The organism is Bacillus sp. FSL K6-0268 (assembly GCF_038005425.1).
GTDB lineage: Bacteria > Bacillota > Bacilli > Bacillales > Bacillaceae_G > Bacillus_A > Bacillus_A thuringiensis_S.
Map to the genome: position 1 here is coordinate 519743 of NZ_JBBOTF010000001.1, position 24876 is coordinate 544618.

Genomic DNA, 24876 nt, shown 5'->3' on the forward strand with positions numbered 1-24876 from the left:
TACACCTATTTACTATAAATTTGAATTATTTTTACAAATAAAAATATTGTTTATGGAAATTGTATATGTGCAGAATTGGCACGTCAATTGCATAAAAGAAAGTGAGAGGTTTAGGGAAAGGAGGAGTATATTGTGAGGCACTGCGACGTTTTAATTATAGGTGGTGGAATAATAGGGTGTTCTATCGCTTATTACACTTCAAAATACGGAAGAGACGTAACAATCATTGAAAAAGGAGAATTTGTCAGCGGGACGTCTTCACGGTGTGATGGGAATATTTTGGCCATTGATAAAGACCCAGGGTTTGATAGTCAAATGTCTTTAGTAAGTCAAAAATTAGTAACTGATTTAAGTGAAAAATTAGAGCATTCATTTGAATATAGGGCACCAGGAAGTATTCTCGTATGTGAGTCAGACGAAGAGATGGAAGCTGCGCAGCAATGGGTAGATCGGCAAAAAGAAGCTGGATTACCGTTTCGAATGCTTGATAGGCAAGATATAAGAGAAGAGTCGCCTTTTTTTGCTGATGATTTATTAGGCGGTTTAGAATGTGCGACGGATTCAACTGTGAATCCATATCTCCTTGCTTTCTCGCTTCTGTCAGAGGCACAAAAGTTTGGCGCAAAAGCCTTTAAGCAGACCGAAGTAAAGAGTATGAAAATAGAGACGAATGGTTCATTTGTTGTAGAAACTACGAATGGTACTTTTACAGCAAAACAAGTTGTAAATGCAGCCGGTGTGTGGGCTCCTAAGATTGGTCAGATGTTAAATGTAAATATACCAATTGAACCGAGAAAAGGGCATATTATAGTAGCATCAAGGCAACAACATGTAGGATGCCGTAAAGTAATGGAATTCGGTTATTTAATTTCTAAATTTGGCGGAAAAAGAAAAGTAGATGCTTTAACTGAAAAATACGGGGTTGCGCTCGTATTTGAGCCTACTGAAAGTCAAAATTTCTTAATTGGAAGTAGTCGTGAATTTGTAGGGTTTCATACGAGAATAAACAATGAAGTCATTAAATGTATCGCAAATAGAGCGATTCGCTTTTATCCGAAAATGGCAGATATGATGGTAATTCGTTCTTACGCTGGTTTACGTCCGTGGACAGAAGATCATTTGCCGATTATTTCACGAGTGGAACATATTCCGAATTATTTCATTGCCGCTGGACATGAAGGGGATGGGATTAGTCTTGCAGCAGTTACTGGGAAAGTAATTGAAGAGTTATTAAATGAAAAAGAGACAATTATTCCTATTGAACCACTTCGTTTGAGTCGTTTTACAGAAAGGGTGTTAAACGGATGAGGTCACAAAGAGTCTTTACGACTATTGATACACATACGGGCGGGAATCCAACGAGGACATTAATTAGCGGACTTCCAAAGTTGATTGGAGAGACGATGGCAGAGAAGATGTTACATATGAAAAAGGAATATGATTGGATTCGAAAATTGTTAATGAATGAACCGCGTGGTCATGATGTAATGTCAGGGGCATTATTAACAGACCCGTGTCATCCTGAGGCTGATATAGGTGTTATATACATAGAGACAGGTGGATACTTACCGATGTGCGGTCACGATACAATCGGTGTATGTACAGCGTTAGTTGAATCAGGTTTAATTCCAGTAGTTGAACCGATTACTTCTTTAAAACTAGATACCCCGGCTGGCTTAGTGGAAGTAGATATTGCTGTTCAAGATGGAAAAGCAAAAGAGGTATCTTTCTGTAACATACCAGCTTTTTTATTGAAAAATATTACTGTACACGTCAAAGACATTGGAACTGTAGAGGCTGATATTGCGTATGGAGGGAATTTTTATGCCATTATTGATGCGAATTCAGTAGGCCTAGAATTAGTACCAGAAAATGCATCTACAATCATCGATAAGGCGATTCATATAAGAAACACAATTAATGAGAAGTTTGAAATCATTCATCCAGAGTATTCGTTTATTAGAGGATTAACACATGTTGAATTTTATACAGATGCTACTCATGAATGTGCGAATGTGAAAAATACAGTTGTTGTACCACCAGGCGGAATAGATCGATCCCCATGCGGTACAGGAACATCTGCGAAGCTAGCTGTATTATACGCTCAAAAAGAAATCAAAATTGGTGAAGAGTTCATTCATGAGAGTATCGTTGGTTCTTTATTTAAAGGATATGTCGTGAATACGACACATGTTGAAAATATTGAAGCTGTCATAACGAAAATTACGGGATCAGCTTGGCTTATGGGTATGCATAAATTTTTTTACAATGAAATGGATCCACTCAAAGAAGGATTTTTGCTAATTCCGCCGATGGAACATGAAACGGAGGATATAAAATGAACATTCAAAAAATGTATACAGCAGTAGACGTACATGTAAATGGCGAGGCATTTCGTGTAATGAAAGACGTACCATGCAAATACTACTACAGTTTGGAGCAATTAAATGAACAATTTTCAGGTGAATTAGCAGAAGAGAGGAAGCTTTTATTAAATGAACCACGTGGTTTTATCGGTTTGAATGGGTGTATTGTCGTTCCATCTATCCATAATGAAGTGGATGCAGCTGTATTATTTTTTAATCATGAAGGTTCGATTCCGCTTCATTATGGGGGCATTGTTGCGGTAATAACGATGTTACTCGAAAGTGGGTATTTAAAAAAGAGAGAGTCCAATCAATACAAAATTGAAACGTTATCTGGAATATTTTTAGTTCATGCGTATGTAGAGAATGATGAAGTTGTATCTGTTTCGTTTGAAAGCAAACTTTGCTATTTGATTGAGGAAAATTTACAGGTTGGTAATGTAAGTTATTCTCTCATACAAGCAGATAAAGTATATGCAGTTGTAGAAAAAGGTGCGTATTCGCCAGAAATTCGTGTTGAAAACATTCCAGAATTGAAAAGATGGGGAGAAGCTACACTGCAGGTTATACAAAAACAGTCGCTAATAAAAAGGCTTATTTTAGTAGATCCTTCGCAAAAAGAAAAGAACCATATAAAGTCGATTACATTTCATGAAGATAACTTTATCGTACGTTCGCCAGGTTTTGTTTCTACTATCGTTTCCTATGTTCATGCGTTATTTAAAAATGATTATATGGCGGATAAACCTTTTAAAAATGAAAGTATATTTAATAGTTTTATAACTGTGGAAAAAGTGAAGAAGGAGGAGCTAGGATACATTTTCGGTTTTGAAAGTAGAGGATTTATTACAGGAATGCAGACGTTTCTATTAGACCCTACGGATCCATTTCCGGCAGGGTTCTTATTAAAATAAAATGTGATAAGGAGAGATAAATATGCAAAAAATTAAAGGGGCATTTCCAGTATTAATAACACCGATGGATGAATTTCAGGAAATTAATTGGGATGGGGTAAAACAAAATGTAAATTACTTTATCGAACAAAAGGTTGCAGGCATCATCATTAATGGAAGTACAGGAGAGTTTGTAAGTTTATCAAAAGAAGAGCGATTTAAAATGGTAGAAACCGTTTTGAAAGAAATTGATGGCCGTATTCCAGTCATTGTTGGAACTGCTGCGGAAACCACGAAAGAAACAATTGAATATACGAAACATGCAGAAGCGCACGGAGCGGATTGTGCATTAATTATAAACTCTTACTATTGTAAACCGAAGGAAGAGGAGATCTATTTTCATTTTAAAGAAATCTCAAACTCTGTAAATATACCAATTATGTTATACAATAATCCATTTACTTCTGGTGTTGATATGAGTACAGAGCTAATGCTCCGTATTGGAAAAGAGTGTGAAAATGTTACACATATTAAAGAATCTAGCGGAGATATTCGAAAAGCAAGAGATTTAGTAAGACAAAGTGAAGGGGCTTTCCAAGTCTTCTGTGGTTCTGAAGATTTAGTTATGGAATCATATTTAGTTGGTGCCTCGGGATGGGTTTCAGTAGCAGGAAATATCGTTCCTGGTCTCGTTACAAAAATGTATGAGCATTTTCAAAATGGTGAATTAGAAAAAGCATGGGAAATAAACGATGCTATTTTACCACTTTGCGAGTTTCTTGAAGGGTCAGGGAAATATGTTCAAATCGTTAAACGTTCCATGGAATTACATGGGCAAGCGGGAGGACCTTCTCGCTATCCAAGACTAGGATTAACTGTTAACGAAGATCAAAAGCTTCAAACGATTTTATCAAATATTGCAGCTCATGCAGCTGTTTAAATAAGGAGGAGAACATAATGTTAAAGACAAATATTGAGCTGAAACCAAAAGTGGAAGCGTTTTTAAATGAAGAAATTAAAATGTTTATTAATGGCGAATTTGTTTCTGCTATTGGCGGAAAGACGTTTGAAACGTACAATCCAGCAACAGAAGATGTTTTAGCAGTCGTATGTGAAGCGCAAGAAGAGGATATTGATGCTGCAGTAAAAGCAGCAAGATCTGCATTTAAATCTGGTCCGTGGGCAGAAATGACTACTGCTGAAAGAGCGCATCTTATTTATAAATTAGCAGATTTAATTGAAGAACATAGAGAAGAGTTAGCGCAATTAGAAGCTTTAGATAATGGGAAGCCGTATCAAGTAGCACTTGAGGATGATATTTCAGCGACTGTAGAAAATTATCGTTATTACGCAGGATGGGCTACAAAAATTATTGGGCAAACAATCCCGATTTCAAAAGATTACTTAAACTATACGAGACATGAACCTGTAGGTGTTGTAGGTCAGATTATTCCGTGGAACTTTCCGCTCGTTATGTCTTCTTGGAAAATGGGAGCTGCACTGGCGACAGGTTGTACGATCGTATTAAAACCAGCAGAGCAAACACCTTTATCCTTACTATATACAGCAAAACTCTTTAAAGAGGCTGGATTTCCAAACGGTGTTGTAAACTTTGTACCAGGCTTTGGTCCTGAAGCAGGAGCGGCAATTGTAAATCATCATGACATTGATAAAGTTGCTTTTACAGGATCTACTGTTACAGGAAAGTATATTATGCGTCAGTCTGCAGAAATGATTAAGCATGTAACGTTAGAGCTTGGCGGCAAATCACCAAATATCATTTTAGAAGATGCGGACTTGGAAGAAGCAATTAGTGGTGCATTCCAAGGTATTATGTATAATCACGGTCAAAATTGTAGCGCAGGATCACGTGTATTTGTTCATCGTAAACATTATGAAACTGTAGTAGATGCACTTGTGAAAATGGCGAACAACGTAAAACTTGGAGCAGGTATGGAGAAAGGAACGGAGATGGGTCCACTCGTATCTAAGAAACAACAAGAGCGTGTGTTAAATTACATTGAGCAAGGGAAGAAAGAAGGTGCTACAGTTGCGGCTGGTGGTGAACGTGCGCTTGAAAAAGGTTATTTCGTTAAGCCAACTGTATTCACAGACGTTACAGACGATATGACAATCGTTAAGGAAGAAATATTTGGACCAGTTGTTGTTGTACTTCCATTTGATTCGACAGAAGAAGTAATTGAACGAGCGAACAACTCATCTTATGGCCTTGCTGCGGGTGTATGGACGCAAAATATCAAAACGGGTCATCAAGTGGCAAATAAATTAAAAGCAGGAACAGTGTGGATTAATGATTATAACTTAGAAAATGCAGCTGCACCATTTGGTGGATACAAACAATCTGGTATTGGCCGCGAATTAGGTTCATATGCGCTTGATAATTATACAGAAGTGAAAAGTGTTTGGGTAAATATAAAGTAATAGGGCGTTTTACTGACAAAAATTGAGGGATGAAATAATGAAAGATGCGGACAACTAGAAAGTTTGATAATAGTTGTCCGTTTTCTTATATACAAAATTGTTTTTCAAAAGAATGATAAGGGGGATTTGGATGGAGAATTTAGTAGAATGGTTAGTAGGGCAAGTGTGGAGTATCGGTTTAGTTGTTTTTGCATTAGGGGCAGGCGTATATTTCACGATTGCAACACGCTTTTTGCAAATTCGTTATTTTAAAGAGATGATTAAACTATTATTTGAAGGAAAGAGTTCAGAGACGGGAATATCATCTTTTCAGGCATTTTGTTTAGCCTTATCAGGAAGAGTTGGAATTGGTAATATCGCAGGGGTAGCGACAGCAATCGCTTTCGGCGGGCCTGGAGCTGTATTTTGGATGTGGGTAATGGCTTTGTTAGGGGCAGCGAGCGCGTTTGTTGAATCAACATTATCTCAAGTATACAAAAGTAAAGTAGGGAATGAATATCGCGGCGGTACTCCATATTTCATTGAGAAAGGTTTAAAAATGAAATGGTTTGCAGTCATTGTAGCGGTAGTTGTAACACTTTCATATGGCGTGTTATTACCAGGTATTCAATCTAGTAGTATCGCAATTGGATTTGAAAACTCTAATGGTATTAACAAATATATAACTGGTATATTTTTAGTCGTGTTACTAGCAGCAATTATTTTTGGTGGTGTAAAGAGAATAGCTGGCGTTTCTCAAATGCTTGTTCCATTTATGGCAATTGGTTATGTAATTGTTACATGTATCATATTAATTGCGAATGTAACGGAGATTCCAAGTATGTTTGCTTTAATTTTCTCTAGCGCATTTGGTGTAAATGAAATGTTTGGTGGAATTGTTGGTGCAGCTATTGCATGGGGCGTAAAACGCGCTGTATTTTCAAACGTTGCTGGTGTCGGAGAAGCGACGTATAGTTCGGCTGCTGCTGAAGTATCGCATCCTGCAAAACAAGGATTAGTTCAAGCGTTTTCCGTATATATCGATACAATTGTCGTATGTACAGCGACAGCTCTTATGATATTAATTACAGGTATGTATAATGTTATACCTGAAGGGAAACGCGCTATTGTAAAAAACATAGGAAATGTGGAAGCAGGTCCAATTTATACGCAACAAGCAGTTGAAACTGTGATGACAGGGTTTGGTCCAATATTTATTTCAATTGCAATTTTCTTTTTTGCATTTACAACGTTACTCGCTTATTACTATATCGCTGAAACGACACTTACTTATTTAGATCGTCAATTGAAGTATGGCTGGTTAAAACCAGTTTTAAAATTTGGATTTTTAATTATGGTTTACATCGGTAGTGTTGAATCAGCGTCGCTTTTATGGAATCTCGGAGATTTAGGAATCGGTAGTATGGCATGGTTAAACTTAATCGCGATTCTATTATTAAGTAAAATCGCATTAAAAGTGTTAAAAGACTATGAAACGCAGAAAAAAGAAGGGAAAGATCCAGTATTTGATCCTAAAAATGTAGGGATTGAAGGATTAACATTTTGGGAAGAAAGAAGTAAAGAGGTTGAAAGGAAAAGTTCTAGAGAAAAAGTTATAGTAGATGATAATTTAAAATTATAACGTAAATTAACTGAAAATTCTTGATTTAAAAGAAGGTATATTGCCTCCATTTCATCGCATACTACAATAGGTATGGATAATATGACTGGAGGGAATAAGATGGAACATGAGCAACATAGTTCGATAAATGATATTCTACATCATTATAAAGAAGGTATAGGTAGTTTTACAAATCAAATTCCTGAAATCGCTGAGACATATAATGCGTTTACGCAAGCTTGTTTTCAAGAGGGTGCTTTAACAAAAAGAGAAAAACAACTTATTGCATTAGGAATTAGTTTAGCAACGCAAGATGAGTATTGTACAATTTATCATACAAAAGGTTGTCTTGATCAAGGATGTTCGGATAAAGAGATTCTGGAAGCATGTGGTGTTTCAGCAGCATTTGCTGGCGGAGCTGCGATGAGTCAAGCGGTAACTTTAGTGCAAGAGTGTTTAACAGAACTGAAAAATCAAAAGCATTGAATAAAAAAACGTTTTAAACTTTATGTTTAAAACGTTTTTTTATGTGAAATTAAATTTGTATTCACTTTAGTATTCTATATCTTCATAAATCGAATTCTCTACATCAGGAAGAACTGTGTATATACTCTTACCGATTAAAGCTTCTAATTCTTTCTTAATTGCATAAAACCCTTTCCAATGTAAAGATGTATGAGATGTTGTACCATGACGCAAACCAACGGAAATTAATCTTCTTTCCAGCGTAGTAAAGCCATCCGCGTCAGCAAGAGCGTCACAAAGAGTAATTACTTTATTGTATAAGTCGTAGTTACTATGTTCATTCAATATTGCAACCAACCGGCTTTTCATATGGTCAGGAACGAGATGCCATTCCGCTGCGATATCTATATGTTCATTTTTACAGGGAAATGAGTGTGTCACACAAATAATGGCGTTTCCTGCATATCCTAAATCATTCATATACATATAACCATCATAGGAATGAATGACCGATTTGGTAAAACCTTTGTATCTTCCGATATCATGCAAAAGGGCAGCGTTATATGCTATGTCAGCGTCTAGGTCATACCCTTTTTTGATAAGCTCTATAATTATGTTTTCAGTTGCATGAGCAACATGTAGTGAATGTTCAAACCAAGGGCCCGGGTTTTGTTCATATGCCCATTCGAGTAATTCTTTTGCATATGTTCTATCTAATATATATTTCATATCGTTATCCTTTCAAAAAAAATCATATCCTAAATAAATTCATCTTATTATTTCATTATTCCTTCTTTAAAAATTGTTACAATGAAACAAAAGGGGGAAAAGTAATGCGAAATTTAGTAATTGAAGAAATTAAGCAACTAGAAAATGATATGGAAGAACTTTCGAAACTTTTGAAAACGGTTGTAAATGATGGGGCATCAATTGGTTTTTTGCCTCCACTGGAACAAAAAGACGCAACAAAGTATTGGCAAACAGTATTAGCGCCAGAAGTGATATTGTATGTGGCTAAAATAAACAACGAAGTAGCAGGGAGTATTCAATTACAATTAGTTACAAAGCCTAACGGAATTCATAGAGCCGAGATTTGCAAATTAATGACTCATCCAAACTTTAGACGTAACGGTATTGGACGATTGCTTATGCAAAAAGCAGAGGAACGAGCGAAGCAAGAAAACAGGTCTCTTTTAGTATTAGATACTAGAGAAGGAGATCCTTCCAATAAATTGTACAAATCACTAGACTACCAAGAAGTTGGAACAATACCAGGGTATGCAATTTCTCCGAATGGAAAGTTAGATGCTACGGTTCTTTATTATAAATGCATATAAATTGTGATTAAAAGGTTATCATACTGAATAATAAGAAACTATTTTAACACCGTCTATATTTTTCTGGCGGTGTTAAATAAATTTATTGATATAATCCATTTAACGCACTAAATGAATTTGAGAAAGTTTTTAGAGGGTTCTTTTAGTAATGATTCTCGTCTTATAATAAATGTAGAGAAGATGACTAGCCAACTATAGTTATTTTCGCTTTATTATCGGAAGGGGATGAAAGAATGAAAAAGAATAGTTTACAAAAGATGAAGAAAGTTATTTTAAGTGGTGGCGTATTACTTACGGGATTATTAACATTTGGATTTTCAGAAAAGGCTTCAGCTCATGGTTATGTAGAATCACCAGCGAGCCGATCTTATTTATGTAAGCAAGGGGTAAATGTAAATTGTGGACCGATTCAATATGAACCACAAAGTGTAGAAGGGATAGGGGGATTTCCGCAACTAGGACCTTCTGATGGACAAATTGCAGGGGCTGGTCATTTTCCTGCTTTAGATGTTCAAACTGTGGATAGGTGGAAGAAAGTTACGTTAAATGGCGGGACGAATACATTCAAGTGGAAACTAACTGCTCCTCATAGTACGAAAGAGTGGAAATATTATATTACGAAAAAAGGCTGGAATCCAAATAAACCTTTAACGCGATCAGATTTAGATTTAGTGCCATTCTATGTGAAAAATGACGGTGGGGCTAGACCAGGGACAACAGTAACGCATGAAGCAAATGTACCAACTGATCGTAGTGGATACCATCTTATTTTAGCTGTTTGGGAAATTGCAGACACTGGAAATGCGTTTTATCAAGTTATAGATGTAAACCTTGTGAATAATGGCTTAGCTTCAAATTTCGCTTTTAACAACGTAGTGCAAGCTCCTACACTATTTTAATTGAAACATATATTTCGATCATCTAATTCATTTTAGATGATTTTTTTTATGAAAATGATGAAAAATATAGAAGAAAGTGCAATTATTTATAAAAAAATATGCTTTAAATATTGTCATATTTGCTTCTTTAAGATATCCTTTTCATGAAGAGGTGGAAAACATGGAAAAAGTACTAGTTTTCGGGCATAAAAACCCAGATACAGATGCAATTTGTTCTGCAATTGCTTATGCAGAATTGAAAAAAGAATTAGGAATGAATGCTGAGCCTGTACGTTTAGGCGAAATCAGCGGTGAAACTCAATTTGCGTTAGACTATTTTAAAGTAGAAGGACCGCGTTTTGTTGAGACAGTAGCAAGCGAAGTGGACAACGTTATTTTAGTTGACCATAACGAGCGTCAACAAAGTGCTAACGATATCGAATCAGTTCGTGTGTTAGAAGTTATTGACCATCACCGTATTGCTAACTTTGAAACAAGCGATCCTATATACTATCGTTGTGAGCCAGTTGGATGTACAGCTACAATCTTAAACAAAATGTACAAAGAAAATGGCGTTACAATTCGTAAAGAAGTTGCAGGTTTAATGTTATCTGCAATTATTTCAGATTCTTTACTATTCAAATCTCCAACTTGCACAGAACAAGACGTAGCAGCTGCTCGTGAATTAGCGGAAATCGCTGGTGTAGATGCTGATAGCTACGGCTTAGAAATGTTAAAAGCTGGTGCTGACTTAAGCGGAAAAACAATGGAGCAATTAATCTCTCTTGACGCTAAAGAATTCCAAATGGGTAATGCGAAAGTTGAAATCGCACAAGTAAACGCTGTTGATACAAACGACGTTCTTGTACACCAAGCGGAACTTGAAAAAGTAATTTCTGCAGTAGTAGAAGAAAAAGGTTTAGACCTATTCTTATTCGTTGTAACTGATATCTTAACTAACGATTCTGTCGGTCTTGCGATCGGTAAAGCAGCAAACGTTGTTGAGAAAGCATACAACGTATCACTAGAAAACAACACAGCTACATTAAAAGGTGTTGTATCTCGTAAAAAACAAATCGTACCAGTATTAACAGAAGCATTCCAAGCTTAATTTTATTGAGTACACATAAACAGCAAGGACAAGTAGTCAGATTGGCTACTTGTCCTTTTTTATCTCTAAAAAACAGAAAATTAAATGCAGGATTTAATAATTATAGTGAGTATGCCTTTAAACAAAAAAATAGAGATTACAGTATTGAAGATTGTTTTAAGTTTCATGAGTCGATAGAAAAGTGTGTTGTACCAATTTGGAAACAGTTAGGAAGTTTTCTTAAAAAGAATCTTGATGTAAAAACGTATCGTCCCTGGGATCTTGTTCCTTGTAATTTGCAAAAATATCCATTTGAAAATTATATTAATTTATTGGATGGAATTGAAGAAATGTTGCGGAAGACAGATTCATGTTTTCATGAGGAATTTACTCATATAAGGAAAGCGGGATTAATTGACGTACAAGAACGGAAAAATAAAGCACCAGGAGCTGCTTGCTTTACCTTATCTCATAGTAAAGACGTTTTTGTTTATTCTAATTTTAGTTCTTCATTTTATGCGATTCATGCATTAATACATGAATTGGGGCATGCATTTCACTTTTATAAACAATTTAACAATGAAAGTAGTATGCAGGAAAGATACCTTCGTGAAGAGGTGGCGGAACTTTATTCCCTTAGTCTTGAATTACTATTAATGGATAAGCTTAATATTTTTTATACGCAAGAGGATGATTATAAAGAAGTACAGCAAGCTCAATTATATCGTACTTTATCGTTATTAATATCGTCAGTTTCAGGAGATGTATTCCAGCACTGGCTTTATACAAATCCAAACCATTCACCAGAAGAGCGAGATGAGAAATATATTGAACTATGTAAAAGGTATCAATATTCATCAGTTGATATTGCAGGAGTAGAGAATGAAATTGGTTCGAGTCATTTCACTTTGTTCAGTTTCCTTTTTATAAAATTGAATATGCAATTGCGCAAATAGGAGCGATGCAATTGTTTCAAATTTATCGAGAGAATCAGGAACAAGCGATTGCTTTCTTTAAAGAGGGAGCGAGTTCAGATTGGAATTTACCTATACAGGAAATATATATAAATACAGGTGTTGCGTTTGACTTTTCGGAAGAAAGGATACAAAGTACTGCAAGGGCTATTTTAGATTTGATTAACGAATTAAAATAAGGATAGCGTTAGCTATCCTTATAATCGTTTATTCGTAAGATTTTTTCTTGTTTATATAAAATGTGATTATCGCAGTAATGAAGAAAATAGGTATCGCATACACTTGCCCAACAAATAACTTCCAGCCGACATAATTATAGCCTTCAGATGCTGGGATGATAACGGAAATAACGCAAACGATAAAATAGACTAATAGTGCAGGGATAATATTTTTCATTTTTATGAACCTCCTTTTTAATTATATCTATACATCCTTATGTTAAAATTTATATTTAATATTTTGAAGAAAAAAAGCAAAAATTTTTATGGTATTATAATATTTGCAATGAGAGTGATCCATAGTACGTATATGGTAAAATGTGTAATTTTAGCTTTCGGAATTATTATATAGTATTTCGAGAGAAAAATGTACAAAATAACGAATTTTATTTACAGAAGTAAAGGGAGTAGAAATATATATGAAAAGGCTATGTATAATTCCTTGTGGAAAAAAGAAAATTTGGGATAAGCATTCAAACTACGGACCGATGGAAGCAAAAGATGTATATATTAGTCCGTTCGGAAAAGCATGTCAGGCGTACACAACTATGTTTTTCGAAAACTGGGTTATATTATCAGCGAAACATGGATTTTTAAGACCAAATGATATTGTATTAGAAAACTATGATCTTGCATTTGATTCAAAAAGCGATGAGGTAATAAGTATAGAGCAATTACAAAAACAGATGGTAGATAAAAGTTTATTACAGTTTGACGAAATCGTCTTACTAGCAGGAAAAAAGCATAAAAAAGTAGTGACAAAGTTATATCCAGAAGAAATGATTACATATCCGCTAGAGGGGTGTAAAGGGATTGGGTATATGTTGCAGAGGTTAATAGAAGCTGTGAAGGAAGGGGAGGAAATATAGGTGAAGTTTCAGTGATTTTAAACTCTATTTATTTAGGGAGCTTAGGCATCGCCGAAAGGGTGATGCTTTTTTGTTCGTACCGTCAATTTTAGAAAATGTAGGGTGTATGGGTACAGTTAAGATTGTAAGTGGGAATAGCAATAAGACAAGTTTTGAATAGAATATTAAGAAAGGAGATGTTGATGAATAATGGCTAGATATAGTTTGCACGGAGGACATAATAGTATTGTTCAAGGTGCTAATTTCGGGAATCGGAAAGAACACGTTCTGGATAGGCAAGTTAAAGATGCCGTGGCGGCTAAGTTAAGAGCCTTAGGACACACGGTTTATGACGATACGGACGAGGTAGGAACAACTCAATCACAAAATTTAAATAATATCATTCGTAAAAGCAATTCCCATGCTGTGGATTTAGTTATTTCTTTTCATCTTAATGCAAGCGATGGAAATGGACAGGGTGTTGAGGTTCTGTATTATGATCAGAAAGACTTGGCGGCTAAAATCTCAGCTCAACTAGCAAAAGATATTGGATGGCGTGATCGAGGTGCAAAACAGCGTACAGATTTAGCGGTATTAAATGGGACGAAAGCACCTGCTATTCTTATAGAATTAGGATTTATTGATAATGAATCTGACATGGCAAAATGGAATGTTGATAAAATCGCTAATTCTATTGTGTTTGCTCTTACAGGACAAACTGGAGGAGGTACAGTGGATTTGCTCAAAGTAAAAACTGGCGGTGTAGCATTTAGTAATTTACAAGCTTTGGCTCAAGCGATGGTTGATGCGGGTATTGATGGACAAATTGTCGTTCAGAAAGATGGCATTGGTTATGCTATAACGAATGGCTATCCAGCTGGAAATATCGATAAATTTACAGCTTGGTTAGATGCGCGTAAGTGGTACTATGAGTATGTGAGATAAAGTAAAACTTTAATCAGTGGGTTAAAAATACAAGTTGGCTTTTATTATTTTAATGGCTCACGATAATATACTATGTAACCACAAATATGGACAATGTATATAATTAAAACCACCTATCAAAAAGGTGGTTTTAATTATATACTTTAGTTTTTTTGAATAATCATCTTTTAAATCTATAATAATATTCTATTTTTCGATACATAAGTTAAATTTTAAATCATTATCAATGAATACAAAATCTCTACTGCTAATTAAAAAACTGACTTGATTGTTTAAGGGATAAGAGCAAAAAATACAATCTCTGAATATGATAATAAAAAAGGAGATGATGAATAATGGGTTACATTGTAGATATTTCAAAATGGAATGGCAATATTAACTGGGATATCGCAGCCCCACAATTAGATTTCGTAATTGCACGTGTGCAAGATGGTTCAACTTATGTTGATCCTTTATATAATAATTATGTACAAGCAATGAAAGTAAGAAATATTCCGTTTGGTAATTATGCATTCTGTCGTTTCGTTTCAGTAGAGGATGCACGGATAGAAGCAAGAGACTTTTGGAACCGTGGTGAAAAAAATGCCACAGTTTGGGTAGCTGACGTAGAAGTAAAAACAATGAATGATATGAGAGCGGGTGCACAAGCATTTATTGATGAATTACGTAGATTAGGAGCTAAGAAGGTCGGTTTATATATTGCTCATCATATGTATGCTCCATTTGGAATGGCAAATGTCAATTCTGATTTTGTATGGATTCCTCGTTATGGTGGTAACAAACCGGCGTATCCATGTGATATTTGGCAATACACAGAAACAGGGAATGTAGCTGGTATCGGAAAATGTGATTTAAATGAGCTAATTGGAAATAAACCGTTAGCTTGGTTTATAAATCAAACTGTTGAGCCAATAAAGAAACAAGAAGGGGTTGGAATTATAGTGAATAAATATAACAAAGTAGTTACTTATGAATTTGGTGTAAATTTAATTCCTGACATGATTCAAATGATGGATAAGCTTGGATATACTTCTAAAATAATATCTCCCGGAAATAACCAAGGACTTGTGTATTTCGAGACAGATTATCGTCAAGGGAACGAACTGGACAAAGTAACGGCTTGGTTAGATACGAAAGGAATTAAATTTTTTTATACAAAAGAGTAGTTTGCTAAATAAAAAGCCGTCATGTGACGGCTTTTTATTTTTATGTAATCTTCTAAATCTAGTTATAATATGGAGAAAATAGACTAATAAACAAGCCTTTGTATACTTTCAAACATAGAATATGATGAATTCTATTAAGGAGGAAGCATATCCATGGGGAATACTTGTCATTGTGGGCATTCCCGAAATTGTAATAAATTTTGGGATAATTTAATGTTTGGGAGATGTAGATGTAAACGCAGTGATTTTCACGAATGTTGTTGCAAAGAGAAACCGAAATGTGAGTGTGAAAAATGTCATTGTAAAACAAAACCGAAATGCCATTGTAGAGATGAAGATGAAGGGTATTAATAATAAAAAAGAGTACGATACTGAACTGCACCCCAATTGTTAGACACAGTCTAACAATTGGAGGTGCAGTTTTTCTATGGCTAAATTTACAGCTGATGAAAAAATACAAATCGTTCTACGTTATTTGAACGGAAATGAAAGTTATCGAGAAATGGGTAGATCGCTCGGTATAAGTGACACAATCATTTTGAATTGGGTAAACCAATATAAACAGAATGGTCTGGAAGCTTTTCTAAAACGATGTACAAATTACACACAACAATTTAAACTAGACGTACTAAACTTTATGATTGAAAACGGTATGTCCTTATTTGAGACGGCAGCTATCTTTAATATTCCTGCCCCTTCAACGATTTCTGTTTGGAAAAAACAGCTCGAAACACAAGGAATTGATGCCCTTCAATCTAAGAAAAAGGGGCGTCCATCCATGAAAAAAGATTCAAATAAACAATTAAAACAACATTTAGCTGAAGGGTCAGTCGAAGCACTTGAAGCACGCATTAAACAGCTTGAGATGGAAAATGAGTACTTAAAAAAGTTAAATGCCTTAGTTCAAAACAAGGAAAAATCACAAAACAAGACAAAGCGCAAGTAATCTATGAATTAAGGCATAAATATTCGGTGAAGGCACTCGTGGAGCTAGCTACTATTCCTCGAAGCACGTATTATGATTTAGTAAAGAAAATGAATCGTCCAGATGTAGATGCCGATTTGAAAGCTGAGATTAAAGCGATTTATGAGGAAAATGAAGGTCGTTATGGTTACCGTCGCATTCGTGATGAATTAACGAATCGTGGCCAGAAAGTGAACCACAAGAAGGTTCAGCGCATTATGAAAGAGCTTGGGTTAAAGTGTGTTGTGCGTATGAAGAAATATAAATCCTATAAAGGAAAAGTCGGTAGAATTGCACCTAATATTTTAGAGCGTAATTTTCATACAGATGCACCGAATCAAAAGTGGGTAACAGACATCACAGAGTTTAAATTGTTTGGAGAAAAACTGTATGTATCACCTGTATTAGATTTGTATAATGGTGAAATTATTACCTATACAATTGGTTCTAGACCGACGTATTCGCTTGTTTCAGACATGTTAGAGAAAGCATTGGAACGTTTACCTGAAACGCACCAGCTACTGATGCATTCGGATCAAGGATGGCATTATCAAATGAGACAATACGTCCGTACACTAGAATCAAGAGCTATCGTCCAGAGTATGTCTCGAAAAGGCAACTGTTACGACAACGCAGTAATAGAAAATTTCTTTGGGATTATGAAATCGGAGTTCCTCTACATAAAAGAATTTGAAAATGTAGAGCACTTTAAAATAGAATTAGAAAAATATATAGATTATTATAATACGAAACGGATTAAGGCAAAATTAAAAATGAGCCCGGTACAATACCGGACTCACTTTTATCAAGCTGCCTAATCAAATAACCGTGTCTAACTTTTAGGGGTCACTTCATACGTACTCTTTTTTAGGGTGGTTATATTCCATCTTGAACAGATTTCTTTACAATTACCCATGTGTCTTTCTTTTTAACCGTTATAGCTACATTAGTTCCATTAGATTCCTTATAAAAGATATATCCATTGTTTGAGTTTACATATGTTACTGGCTCACCTATGCAATCTCGCGAGCAGGATTTGTTGACCAGTTCAATTAGGGATAGTTCGCTTGGATCGGTTTTACTTGCTTCTATAACAGCATCAAGGTTTGTTTTTCGATAACCTTGCAAGTTTATATGAAAAAGCTGCTCTATTTCTCCTGTAATGCTAGTATTCATTACTTCTACTGAATTCTTTTTTTCTTGAAGAAATCCGTTTTCATAAAGTAATTTTGTATATCCAATCCATGCTATTAATACTAGCATGAAAAACATACCCGTCATTTTAAGCGTTCGAAGTCGTTTACTTATAATTGTTTCTGAGTATTTCATTCAGTCTAATCCTCCAATGTTTTTAATTTAAAATATGCTTGGATACATACTTTTAGAAGAGATGAGAATGAATGAGTTTTCAATAAAAAAGAAAACATCCAGAGCTAGATGCTTTCCTTTTTTGTATGTTTCGCTATCTGTTAGTTACTTGTTTCATCAGCGGTCTTATTTCTTTAACTGGTGGTTTCTTATCATAGGCATCAACGTAAGAAAAGTAGTAGTTTAAGTTTCTTAGAAGACCTTTTCCTATTTTTGCACTTAAGAAAGGAAATACTTGTCCAGTATAATCATCGAGAGATTTACAGTAATATTTTTCATCTAAATATATACTGTATTTACATGTTAGTTCTACTAAAGGATTCCCTTCATCATCAAATACTTCTTTAGAATCAATAATATCTATTAGTGCAAATTTTTCATTTAGGTAAACTTTCTTTTTTTTCTCGTGTTTATTTGTAAGTATAAAAACGAGCCCAATCGCGTTAATCAAACTATTTCCTCCTATAAAAAACGGATATTAATAAAATATATCGATATAAGCTAAATGTAAAGAGGAGAGGTGAAATATCATGGAGAGAAAGTTAAATAAGCCGATTTATGTTGGGGAATCGACTTATTTTATCAAGTATTACTTAGTAGTAATACCTACTCTGATTAACATTTCACTTTATTGAAATACTTGTGGGAATTGTTTTACGATTGCGTTTGTTATCATGTCGGCCATTTCTAATGCTTCTTTTTCAATTTTATCGTAAAGTTGTACTCCTGCTTCATAATCTTTATTTAGGAAGGTAAGTGCTTCTGCTTTCGTTAGTGCTAAATGTTCATAAAACATTTTTCGGAATTCTTCTTTTCCTATATATGGGTTGATGTTATTAAGAAACTCAACGATTTCATCACCATTAGCGTACCATTTTTTCTCTATAGCGGCAGCTGCATTTTGATTACCAGTTTTTGCGGCTTTAACAAGATCTGCTGCAATGACTAAGTGATCCTTAATTAATGCACTATATTTTTTTACTGCATCTTCACCGTAAAATGGTTCAAGTGATAGTCCCATATGTGTTGCGTTTTGTAGAAGTCGTCCAACAGTAACGTTAACATCGGGTAAATTAAATACAATACTTATAATAGCCAATCTCGTCCAAGCGACGTGTTGTTCCCATAAAGAACGCATATACCCTTTTAAAAAATTCTCGTTTTTACTAATTCGGTAGTTACGTACAGATAAATCATAGTTTACATAAGGGTTATGGTAGGGGGAGTAATACGATTGCCAATAAGAATACATAAATAGTAACACTCCTTTGAACATGTATAACTCAAAGTATGATATAGATTTATGTTTAGTTACGTGTCCTAGATTATTTTTAGGGAATTTTGAATTGGAGAAATTAGGTGAATGATCTTGTGGTATATATGAATAAATTGAATATAAAGTAAAAGAGGGTCTGCAAGGGAAGTTACAGACCCTCAAAAGGGTATTGCCGAGATGTCGGACTCGACTACGTAATGTTATCATAAAATTCTTTTGAAAAAACCTGGTAAATGTGTCCAAATGAAATTGGGACCTTAATAAAGTCAAAGAGACCTGCTTCCCGCGGCAGGCCCCATTAACTAGATAATGTCGATGAGCAAAAACTCATCTGGAGTACTTTCATAGTAACAAGTAAAATGTGTTTTGTGTATTGAGAAAGAAGAATTGCATAATTATATGTGAACAATTAAAATCCCAACAATTTATGATTATCATTAATTGTTGGGATTTAAATATGGTTATAAAATGGAAAAAAGACTTGGAAGTGAGATTGAGGTGTAGAAGTAAGTAATCATGAAAAAGACCTGCTAATATAAGCAGGTCAACTTAAGGGGTTTATCCAACAGATTATTATATATGGTAACAACTGAATTGTAGTAAGTCTATACATTTAATATTGAGAAAAATTCTGCGAATGATATATTTTTTGCGCATATATTAACATCTAAAAAGTTGAGAAAGAAAATTAAAAAGCTTTTTATAAGAGAATAATGGTTGGTACTTATAGTATGATTCATATTTCCACGCATCATTATTAGAGAATTGGAGTTGTGTTGTTTTCTTTTTTGCCGTGATGGAACTCATATTATGATGTTTCATATAGAAACCTCCTGAATTTATATGTATACGATTAGTAGTATTCAAGAAAGGGAAATAAAATGAATATTTAAATTGAAACTCTTTCTTCATGTTTACTGGATTTACGTTATAAATGTTGTAAAACATATAAAACATGGATGCTAATTCATATTAAATAGGTGGAGAAACATAGAATAATGAAAAAATAATAAGCATCTATTCATCTCTTTCAAGTCGCATAAGTGATTGATATAATAGAAGTAGATGAAAGATAAAGAAAAGCAGGTGACTCTTTTTTGTTTACTAAAGCACAAGAACTTTTAGCGTCCTATTTTGGTTATTCTTCGTTTCGAAGAGGACAAGATGAAACAATTAAAAATGTACTAGATGGGAAAGATACAGTATGTATTATGCCAACGGGTGGCGGTAAGTCGATTTGTTATCAAATTCCGGCATTAGTATTTGAAGGAACGACGTTGGTTATATCGCCTTTAATATCACTTATGAAGGATCAAGTAGATACATTGGTACAGAATGGCATTTCAGCTACATATATTAATAGTTCTATTTCTATTGCCGAAGCAAATCAGCGAATTCAATTAGCGAAACAAGGACATTACAAATTACTTTATGTCGCGCCTGAGCGTCTTGATTCGATGGAGTTTGTTGACCAACTTATCGATATGAAAATCCCTATGATTGCGATTGATGAAGCACACTGTATTTCACAGTGGGGACATGATTTCCGTCCAAGTTATTTACATATACATCGCATATTAGATTATCTTCCAGAAAAACCGCTCGTATTAGCATTAACAGCAACAGCAACACCGCAAGTACGTGAGGACATTTGTAACACACTTGAAATTAATCAAGAAAATACAATTATGACAACGTTTGAGCGTGAGAACTTATCGTTTTCTGTCATTAAAGGGCAAGATCGAAATGCATATTTGGCGGATTATATTCGTCAAAATCAAAAGGAATCTGGGATTATATATGCAGCTACTAGAAAAGTAGTCGATCAGTTATATGAAGATTTAATGAAGGCTGGAGTTTCTGTATCAAAATATCATGCTGGTATGAGTGATAGTGATCGAAATGAGCAACAAGAACTCTTTTTACGAGATGAAGTAAGTGTAATGGTAGCAACATCTGCATTCGGGATGGGTATTGATAAATCGAATATTCGTTACGTAATTCATTATCAGCTTCCAAAAAATATGGAAAGTTACTATCAAGAAGCAGGACGTGCTGGTCGTGACGGATTAGATAGCACATGTATATTGTTATATTCTTCTCAAGATGTACAAGTACAGCGTTTTTTAATTGATCAATCAACTGGAGAATCACGTTTTTCAAATGAACTTGAAAAATTGCAAAATATGACTGATTACTGTCATACAGAACAATGTTTACAATCATTCATTTTGCAATACTTTGGAGAAGAACCGAAAGAAGATTGTGGACGCTGTGGTAATTGTACAGACGATCGCGAGAGCATTGATGTGACAAGGGAATCACAAATGGTTTTATCATGCATGATTAGAACGAACCAACGCTTTGGGAAGCAAATGATAGCGCAAGTATTAACGGGGTCGAAAAATAAGAAAGTTATTGAATTTAATTTTCATACTTTACCAACGTATGGGCTTTTATCGAACCGTAGTGTAAAAGAGGTCAGTGAGTTTATTGAGTTTTTAATTTCAGATGAGTTAATTGCAGTTGAACATGGCACTTATCCGACGTTAAAAGTAACAGAAAAAGGGAAAGAAGTATTACTTGGTAAAGAGAATGTTTTACGAAAAGAACGAGTAGAGACAAGACAAATTGTACAAGACCATCCTTTATTTGAAGTGCTTCGTGAAGTACGTAAAGAAATTGCACAAGGAGAAGGTGTACCTCCGTTCGTTATTTTCTCTGACCAAACATTAAAAGATATGTGCGTGAAAATGCCGCAAAGTGATTCCGAATTGTTGACGGTAAAAGGTATCGGAGAACACAAACTTGTGAAATATGGCTCGCACTTCTTACAAGCAGTTCAGCATTTTATTGAGGAAAATCCAAATTACGCTGAAACGATTAAGACAGAAGTAGTTGCAGAGCGTAAAAAGTCAGGAAAAGCGTCCGCAAATTCTCATTTAGAAACGTATGAAATGTATAAACAAGGTATTGATTTGAATGAGATTGCAAAAGAACGTAACTTATCAAGACAAACAATCGAAAACCATTTAATTCGCTGCTACGAGGATGGAATGGAAGTAGAGTGGCAAAGTTTTGTTCCAGCAGAGTATGAATCTCTTATTGAAACTGCCGTTCAAAATGCTGAGGGTGGTCTGAAATCTATTAAAGAACAGCTTCCGAATGAAGTGAGTTACTTTATGATTCGTGCTTATTTACAAATAAGAAAGTAGAGACATATAAAGGGGATAAGATTTTATGTATCATGTTTTCGTTTATGGCACGTTAAGAAGAGGACAAACGAATGCTCATTATATGTTAGGTGCAACGTGCATTGCAGACAGAGCTTGGACATATGGAAAATTATTTGATACGAATGAAGGATATCCGGCTATGACTTATTCGATTGAAGAAAAGGTGTATGGAGAAGTTTATGTAGTAAATGATGAGATATTGTGTAAGTTAGATGAACTAGAAGAATATACAGGTAATGCGGAGACCGATTTATATGATCGAATCACGCAAACAGTATATGTTGCTGATAGGGAAATAGAAGCATATGTGTATATCGCTCAAGATAAAAAGATGATATTGAAAGTTATTGATTCTGGTGACTGGGTGGAGTATCAAAAAGAAAAATAAAAGTAGCTAAAGAGTAGATAGTGGAATAATCCATTATCTATTTTTTATACTTTCACTTTCAAAATTCTTATTATTTTGATGAATTGTAAATATAGGGAAATCAAAAGGAGGATTTTTCATGGGCATTAGAAATTTAGTTTCTCACCTGTAACAGAAAAATAATTTGCAGGAGGAGAATAATAATGAACGAATTAAATGTAAAAGAATTTTATAAAAAACAATTTGAACTAATAAGCTATGATATAAATAATGAAAATTGGTTACAGGAAGTTGCTAAAGAAGTGCAAGAACAAGTTGGATATCCAATTCAGACGATGTTAGAACTAGGAGCTGGAAATGGCGGATTTGCAAGGGCGATGTCTAATTTGAATGTAAAAATGACTACTGTTGAGCTTGTACCGGAGTTAGCTATGTTTGCAAAAGAACATGCTACTAATGATATTGAGGTTCATTGCGCCGATTTTTATAAAATTAACTTTAAAGAAAAGTTTGATGTTGTTATTTATTTAGACGGATTTGGTGTAGGAACAGATGAGGAACAATTGATTCTATTAAAACGAATTAAAAATTGGATGATGGATGATGGATGTGCACTTATTGATATTTATCAACCGTTATATTGGGAAAAGGCCAATGGACAAGAAATGCCGATAGGTTCTGCAATGCGAAAGTATGAATATGATAGTGAAAATGCAAGAATGCTAGACCATTGGTGGGAAATAGATTCTTCAAATGATATCGTGACACAATCTTTACGCTGCTATGCTGTAGGTGAGATTAGTAATTTATGTGCCGAGGCTCATTTAAGTATAGTTGGGATTTTCCCAGGAGGAGCGCATGATTTTGAAGCTGGGAAATATAAAGAGCGATCCTCTTTAAATGAATGTTTATCATATCGAATAAAAGTAAAAAAGAGTAGGGATTAATGAAGTGACCCCTAAAAGTTAGACACGGTTATTTGATTAGGCAGCTTGATAAAAGTGAGTCCGGTATTGTACCGGGCTCATTTTTAATTTTGCCTTAATCCGTTTCGTATTATAATAATCTATATATTTTTCTAATTCTATTTTAAAGTGCTCTACATTTTCAAATTCTTTTATGTAGAGGAACTCCGATTTCATAATCCCAAAGAAATTTTCTATTACTGCGTTGTCGTAACAGTTGCCTTTTCGAGACATACTCTGGACGATAGCTCTTGATTCTAGTGTACGGACGTATTGTCTCATTTGATAATGCCATCCTTGATCCGAATGCATCAGTAGCTGGTGCGTTTCAGGTAAACGTTCCAATGCTTTCTCTAACATGTCTGAAACAAGCGAATACGTCGGTCTAGAACCAATTGTATAGGTAATAATTTCACCATTATACAAATCTAATACAGGTGATACATACAGTTTTTCTCCAAACAATTTAAACTCTGTGATGTCTGTTACCCACTTTTGATTCGGTGCATCTGTATGAAAATTACGCTCTAAAATATTAGGTGCAATTCTACCGACTTTTCCTTTATAGGATTTATATTTCTTCATACGCACAACACACTTTAACCCAAGCTCTTTCATAATGCGCTGAACCTTCTTGTGGTTCACTTTCTGGCCACGATTCGTTAATTCATCACGAATGCGACGGTAACCATAACGACCTTCATTTTCCTCATAAATCGCTTTAATCTCAGCTTTCAAATCGGCATCTACATCTGGACGATTCATTTTCTTTACTAAATCATAATACGTGCTTCGAGGAATAGTAGCTAGCTCCACGAGTGCCTTCACCGAATATTTATGCCTTAATTCATAGATTACTTGCGCTTTGTCTTGTTTTGTGATTTTTCCTTGTTTTGAACTAAGGCATTTAACTTTTTTAAGTACTCATTTTCCATCTCAAGCTGTTTAATGCGTGCTTCAAGTGCTTCGACTGACCCTTCAGCTAAATGTTGTTTTAATTGTTTATTTGAATCTTTTTTCATGGATGGACGCCCCTTTTTCTTAGATTGAAGGGCATCAATTCCTTGTGTTTCGAGCTGTTTTTTCCAAACAGAAATCGTTGAAGGGGCAGGAATATTAAAGATAGCTGCCGTCTCAAATAAGGACATACCGTTTTCAATCATAAAGTTTAGTACGTCTAGTTTAAATTGTTGTGTGTAATTTGTACATCGTTTTAGAAAAGCTTCCAGACCATTCTGTTTATATTGGTTTACCCAATTCAAAATGATTGTGTCACTTATACCGAGCGATCTACCCATTTCTCGATAACTTTCATTTCCGTTCAAATAACGTAGAACGATTTGTATTTTTTCATCAGCTGTAAATTTAGCCATAGAAAAACTGCACCTCCAATTGTTAGACTGTGTCTAACAATTGGGGTGCAGTTCATAAATCCTTACTCTTTTTACTTTTATTGTGTGAATAATTGTCGTTTTTGT

General features: G+C 34.8%; 24 protein-coding genes and 1 pseudogene. 19 read left to right on the forward strand and 6 right to left on the reverse strand.

The window, feature by feature from the left end; genetic code table 11:
- Positions 1-132 precede the first annotated feature (132 nt).
- From MHI28_RS02640 to MHI28_RS02670, 7 genes are all read left to right on the forward strand, one after another.
- Positions 133-1308: an NAD(P)/FAD-dependent oxidoreductase gene (locus tag MHI28_RS02640; RefSeq protein WP_001215272.1), complete on the forward strand. Its 1176-nt coding sequence runs from the start codon at positions 133-135 to the stop codon at positions 1306-1308.
- A complete protein-coding gene (locus MHI28_RS02645) occupies positions 1305-2342 on the forward strand; it encodes a proline racemase family protein (RefSeq protein ID WP_001257539.1) in 1038 nt (345 codons plus the stop codon). The genes MHI28_RS02640 and MHI28_RS02645 overlap by 4 nt, the downstream gene beginning before the upstream one ends.
- Entirely contained in the window at positions 2339-3280 is a 942-nt protein-coding gene (locus tag MHI28_RS02650; protein ID WP_001025576.1) for a proline racemase family protein, read from the forward strand. The genes MHI28_RS02645 and MHI28_RS02650 overlap by 4 nt, the downstream gene beginning before the upstream one ends.
- A 22-nt stretch (positions 3281-3302) precedes the next feature.
- Positions 3303-4199: a 4-hydroxy-tetrahydrodipicolinate synthase gene (dapA, locus tag MHI28_RS02655; protein WP_001169450.1), complete on the forward strand. Its 897-nt coding sequence runs from the start codon at positions 3303-3305 to the stop codon at positions 4197-4199.
- A gap of 17 nt (positions 4200-4216) precedes the next feature.
- The gene (locus tag MHI28_RS02660; protein ID WP_000920980.1) at positions 4217-5701 is read left to right on the forward strand and encodes an aldehyde dehydrogenase family protein; all 1485 of its coding nucleotides are present in this window, start codon (positions 4217-4219) and stop codon (positions 5699-5701) included.
- Between the two features lie 130 nt (positions 5702-5831).
- Positions 5832-7322, forward strand: a complete 1491-nt coding sequence (locus MHI28_RS02665) for an alanine/glycine:cation symporter family protein (RefSeq protein WP_000429518.1) — start codon at positions 5832-5834, stop codon at positions 7320-7322.
- A gap of 72 nt (positions 7323-7394) precedes the next feature.
- Positions 7395-7787 (forward strand): carboxymuconolactone decarboxylase family protein, encoded by a 393-nt coding sequence (locus MHI28_RS02670; RefSeq protein WP_001999958.1) that lies wholly within the window; start codon positions 7395-7397, stop codon positions 7785-7787.
- A gap of 66 nt (positions 7788-7853) precedes the next feature.
- On the opposite strand, the gene MHI28_RS02675 is transcribed toward MHI28_RS02670, so the two are convergent.
- Entirely contained in the window at positions 7854-8495 is a 642-nt protein-coding gene (locus MHI28_RS02675) for an HD domain-containing protein (RefSeq protein WP_000874108.1), read from the reverse strand.
- A 104-nt stretch (positions 8496-8599) separates the two neighbouring features.
- Between MHI28_RS02675 and MHI28_RS02680 the strand changes: the two genes are divergently transcribed.
- The 4 genes and pseudogenes from MHI28_RS02680 to MHI28_RS02695 form a co-directional block, all read left to right on the forward strand.
- The gene (locus MHI28_RS02680) at positions 8600-9103 is read left to right on the forward strand and encodes a GNAT family N-acetyltransferase (protein ID WP_001245262.1); all 504 of its coding nucleotides are present in this window, start codon (positions 8600-8602) and stop codon (positions 9101-9103) included.
- Positions 9104-9336: 233 nt separating this feature from the next.
- Positions 9337-10002, forward strand: coding sequence for a lytic polysaccharide monooxygenase (locus tag MHI28_RS02685; RefSeq protein ID WP_000742282.1), 666 nt, complete (start codon positions 9337-9339; stop codon positions 10000-10002).
- Between the two features lie 160 nt (positions 10003-10162).
- Positions 10163-11092 carry a manganese-dependent inorganic pyrophosphatase gene (gene ppaC, locus MHI28_RS02690; RefSeq protein ID WP_000416871.1) on the forward strand — a complete coding sequence of 310 codons (930 nt, stop codon included), beginning with the start codon at positions 10163-10165 and terminating at the stop codon, positions 11090-11092.
- Positions 11093-11163: 71 nt separating this feature from the next.
- Positions 11164-12224, forward strand: a pseudogene (locus MHI28_RS02695) (M3 family oligoendopeptidase); the annotation flags it as partial.
- A gap of 28 nt (positions 12225-12252) precedes the next feature.
- Here MHI28_RS02695 and MHI28_RS02700 read toward each other — a convergent pair.
- Positions 12253-12441: a DUF4017 family protein gene (locus MHI28_RS02700; protein ID WP_000789485.1), complete on the reverse strand. Its 189-nt coding sequence runs from the start codon at positions 12439-12441 to the stop codon at positions 12253-12255.
- 241 nt (positions 12442-12682) lie between these two features.
- Between MHI28_RS02700 and MHI28_RS02705 the strand changes: the two genes are divergently transcribed.
- The 5 genes from MHI28_RS02705 to MHI28_RS02725 all read left to right on the forward strand — a co-directional run bounded on the left by MHI28_RS02705 (position 12683) and on the right by MHI28_RS02725 (position 17004).
- Positions 12683-13132, forward strand: a complete 450-nt coding sequence (locus MHI28_RS02705) for a DUF6884 domain-containing protein (RefSeq protein WP_340827597.1) — start codon at positions 12683-12685, stop codon at positions 13130-13132.
- A 189-nt stretch (positions 13133-13321) separates the two neighbouring features.
- On the forward strand, positions 13322-14056 hold the full coding sequence (locus MHI28_RS02710; RefSeq protein ID WP_000135285.1) for an N-acetylmuramoyl-L-alanine amidase: 735 nt from the start codon (positions 13322-13324) through the stop codon (positions 14054-14056).
- Positions 14057-14391: 335 nt separating this feature from the next.
- Positions 14392-15222 (forward strand): GH25 family lysozyme, encoded by an 831-nt coding sequence (locus MHI28_RS02715; protein ID WP_000540626.1) that lies wholly within the window; start codon positions 14392-14394, stop codon positions 15220-15222.
- Between the two features lie 217 nt (positions 15223-15439).
- Positions 15440-15616 (forward strand): hypothetical protein, encoded by a 177-nt coding sequence (locus MHI28_RS02720; protein ID WP_000503006.1) that lies wholly within the window; start codon positions 15440-15442, stop codon positions 15614-15616.
- 33 nt (positions 15617-15649) lie between these two features.
- Positions 15650-17004 (forward strand): IS3 family transposase gene (locus MHI28_RS02725; RefSeq protein WP_208730123.1). Its coding sequence is split into 2 segments (ribosomal slippage): positions 15650-16103 and positions 16103-17004, totalling 1356 coding nucleotides; the frame shifts between segments, so codons are not numbered across the junction.
- A gap of 58 nt (positions 17005-17062) precedes the next feature.
- On the opposite strand, the gene MHI28_RS02730 is transcribed toward MHI28_RS02725, so the two are convergent.
- The 3 genes from MHI28_RS02730 to MHI28_RS02740 all read right to left on the reverse strand — a co-directional run bounded on the left by MHI28_RS02730 (position 17063) and on the right by MHI28_RS02740 (position 18806).
- Positions 17063-17515, reverse strand: coding sequence for a hypothetical protein (locus tag MHI28_RS02730; RefSeq protein ID WP_063675447.1), 453 nt, complete (start codon positions 17513-17515; stop codon positions 17063-17065).
- A gap of 133 nt (positions 17516-17648) precedes the next feature.
- Entirely contained in the window at positions 17649-18005 is a 357-nt protein-coding gene (locus MHI28_RS02735; protein WP_000606231.1) for a hypothetical protein, read from the reverse strand.
- Positions 18006-18182: 177 nt separating this feature from the next.
- Positions 18183-18806 (reverse strand): hypothetical protein, encoded by a 624-nt coding sequence (locus tag MHI28_RS02740; RefSeq protein WP_000287735.1) that lies wholly within the window; start codon positions 18804-18806, stop codon positions 18183-18185.
- Between the two features lie 1121 nt (positions 18807-19927).
- Here MHI28_RS02740 and recQ point away from each other — a divergent pair.
- The 3 genes from recQ to MHI28_RS02755 all read left to right on the forward strand — a co-directional run bounded on the left by recQ (position 19928) and on the right by MHI28_RS02755 (position 23380).
- A complete protein-coding gene (gene recQ / locus MHI28_RS02745) occupies positions 19928-22045 on the forward strand; it encodes a DNA helicase RecQ (RefSeq protein WP_000494275.1) in 2118 nt (705 codons plus the stop codon).
- A gap of 25 nt (positions 22046-22070) precedes the next feature.
- A complete protein-coding gene (locus MHI28_RS02750; RefSeq protein WP_000274901.1) occupies positions 22071-22454 on the forward strand; it encodes a gamma-glutamylcyclotransferase family protein in 384 nt (127 codons plus the stop codon).
- A 182-nt stretch (positions 22455-22636) separates the two neighbouring features.
- Positions 22637-23380, forward strand: a complete 744-nt coding sequence (locus MHI28_RS02755; RefSeq protein ID WP_001004294.1) for a class I SAM-dependent methyltransferase — start codon at positions 22637-22639, stop codon at positions 23378-23380.
- Positions 23381-23416: 36 nt separating this feature from the next.
- On the opposite strand, the gene MHI28_RS02760 is transcribed toward MHI28_RS02755, so the two are convergent.
- Positions 23417-24771 (reverse strand): IS3 family transposase gene (locus MHI28_RS02760; RefSeq protein WP_208730123.1). Its coding sequence is split into 2 segments (ribosomal slippage): positions 23417-24318 and positions 24318-24771, totalling 1356 coding nucleotides; the frame shifts between segments, so codons are not numbered across the junction.
- Positions 24772-24876: the final 105 nt, after the last annotated feature.

Excerpts from the sequence above, each read along its gene's own strand:
- MHI28_RS02740 (WP_000287735.1), bottom strand. The coding sequence starts at position 18,806 with ATGTATTCTTATTGGCAATCGTATTACTCCCCCTACCATAACCCTTAT.
- MHI28_RS02750 (WP_000274901.1), top strand. The coding sequence starts at position 22,071 with ATGTATCATGTTTTCGTTTATGGCACGTTAAGAAGAGGACAAACGAAT.
- MHI28_RS02650 (WP_001025576.1), top strand. The coding sequence starts at position 2,339 with ATGAACATTCAAAAAATGTATACAGCAGTAGACGTACATGTAAATGGC.
- MHI28_RS02700 (WP_000789485.1), bottom strand. The coding sequence starts at position 12,441 with ATGAAAAATATTATCCCTGCACTATTAGTCTATTTTATCGTTTGCGTT.
- MHI28_RS02715 (WP_000540626.1), top strand. The coding sequence starts at position 14,392 with ATGGGTTACATTGTAGATATTTCAAAATGGAATGGCAATATTAACTGG.
- ppaC (WP_000416871.1), top strand. The coding sequence starts at position 10,163 with ATGGAAAAAGTACTAGTTTTCGGGCATAAAAACCCAGATACAGATGCA.
- MHI28_RS02645 (WP_001257539.1), top strand. The coding sequence starts at position 1,305 with ATGAGGTCACAAAGAGTCTTTACGACTATTGATACACATACGGGCGGG.
- dapA (WP_001169450.1), top strand. The coding sequence starts at position 3,303 with ATGCAAAAAATTAAAGGGGCATTTCCAGTATTAATAACACCGATGGAT.
- MHI28_RS02730 (WP_063675447.1), bottom strand. The coding sequence starts at position 17,515 with ATGAAATACTCAGAAACAATTATAAGTAAACGACTTCGAACGCTTAAA.
- MHI28_RS02755 (WP_001004294.1), top strand. The coding sequence starts at position 22,637 with ATGAACGAATTAAATGTAAAAGAATTTTATAAAAAACAATTTGAACTA.
- MHI28_RS02680 (WP_001245262.1), top strand. The coding sequence starts at position 8,600 with ATGCGAAATTTAGTAATTGAAGAAATTAAGCAACTAGAAAATGATATG.
- MHI28_RS02660 (WP_000920980.1), top strand. The coding sequence starts at position 4,217 with ATGTTAAAGACAAATATTGAGCTGAAACCAAAAGTGGAAGCGTTTTTA.
- MHI28_RS02685 (WP_000742282.1), top strand. The coding sequence starts at position 9,337 with ATGAAAAAGAATAGTTTACAAAAGATGAAGAAAGTTATTTTAAGTGGT.
- MHI28_RS02710 (WP_000135285.1), top strand. The coding sequence starts at position 13,322 with ATGGCTAGATATAGTTTGCACGGAGGACATAATAGTATTGTTCAAGGT.
- MHI28_RS02665 (WP_000429518.1), top strand. The coding sequence starts at position 5,832 with ATGGAGAATTTAGTAGAATGGTTAGTAGGGCAAGTGTGGAGTATCGGT.
- MHI28_RS02670 (WP_001999958.1), top strand. The coding sequence starts at position 7,395 with ATGGATAATATGACTGGAGGGAATAAGATGGAACATGAGCAACATAGT.
- MHI28_RS02675 (WP_000874108.1), bottom strand. The coding sequence starts at position 8,495 with ATGAAATATATATTAGATAGAACATATGCAAAAGAATTACTCGAATGG.
- MHI28_RS02705 (WP_340827597.1), top strand. The coding sequence starts at position 12,683 with ATGAAAAGGCTATGTATAATTCCTTGTGGAAAAAAGAAAATTTGGGAT.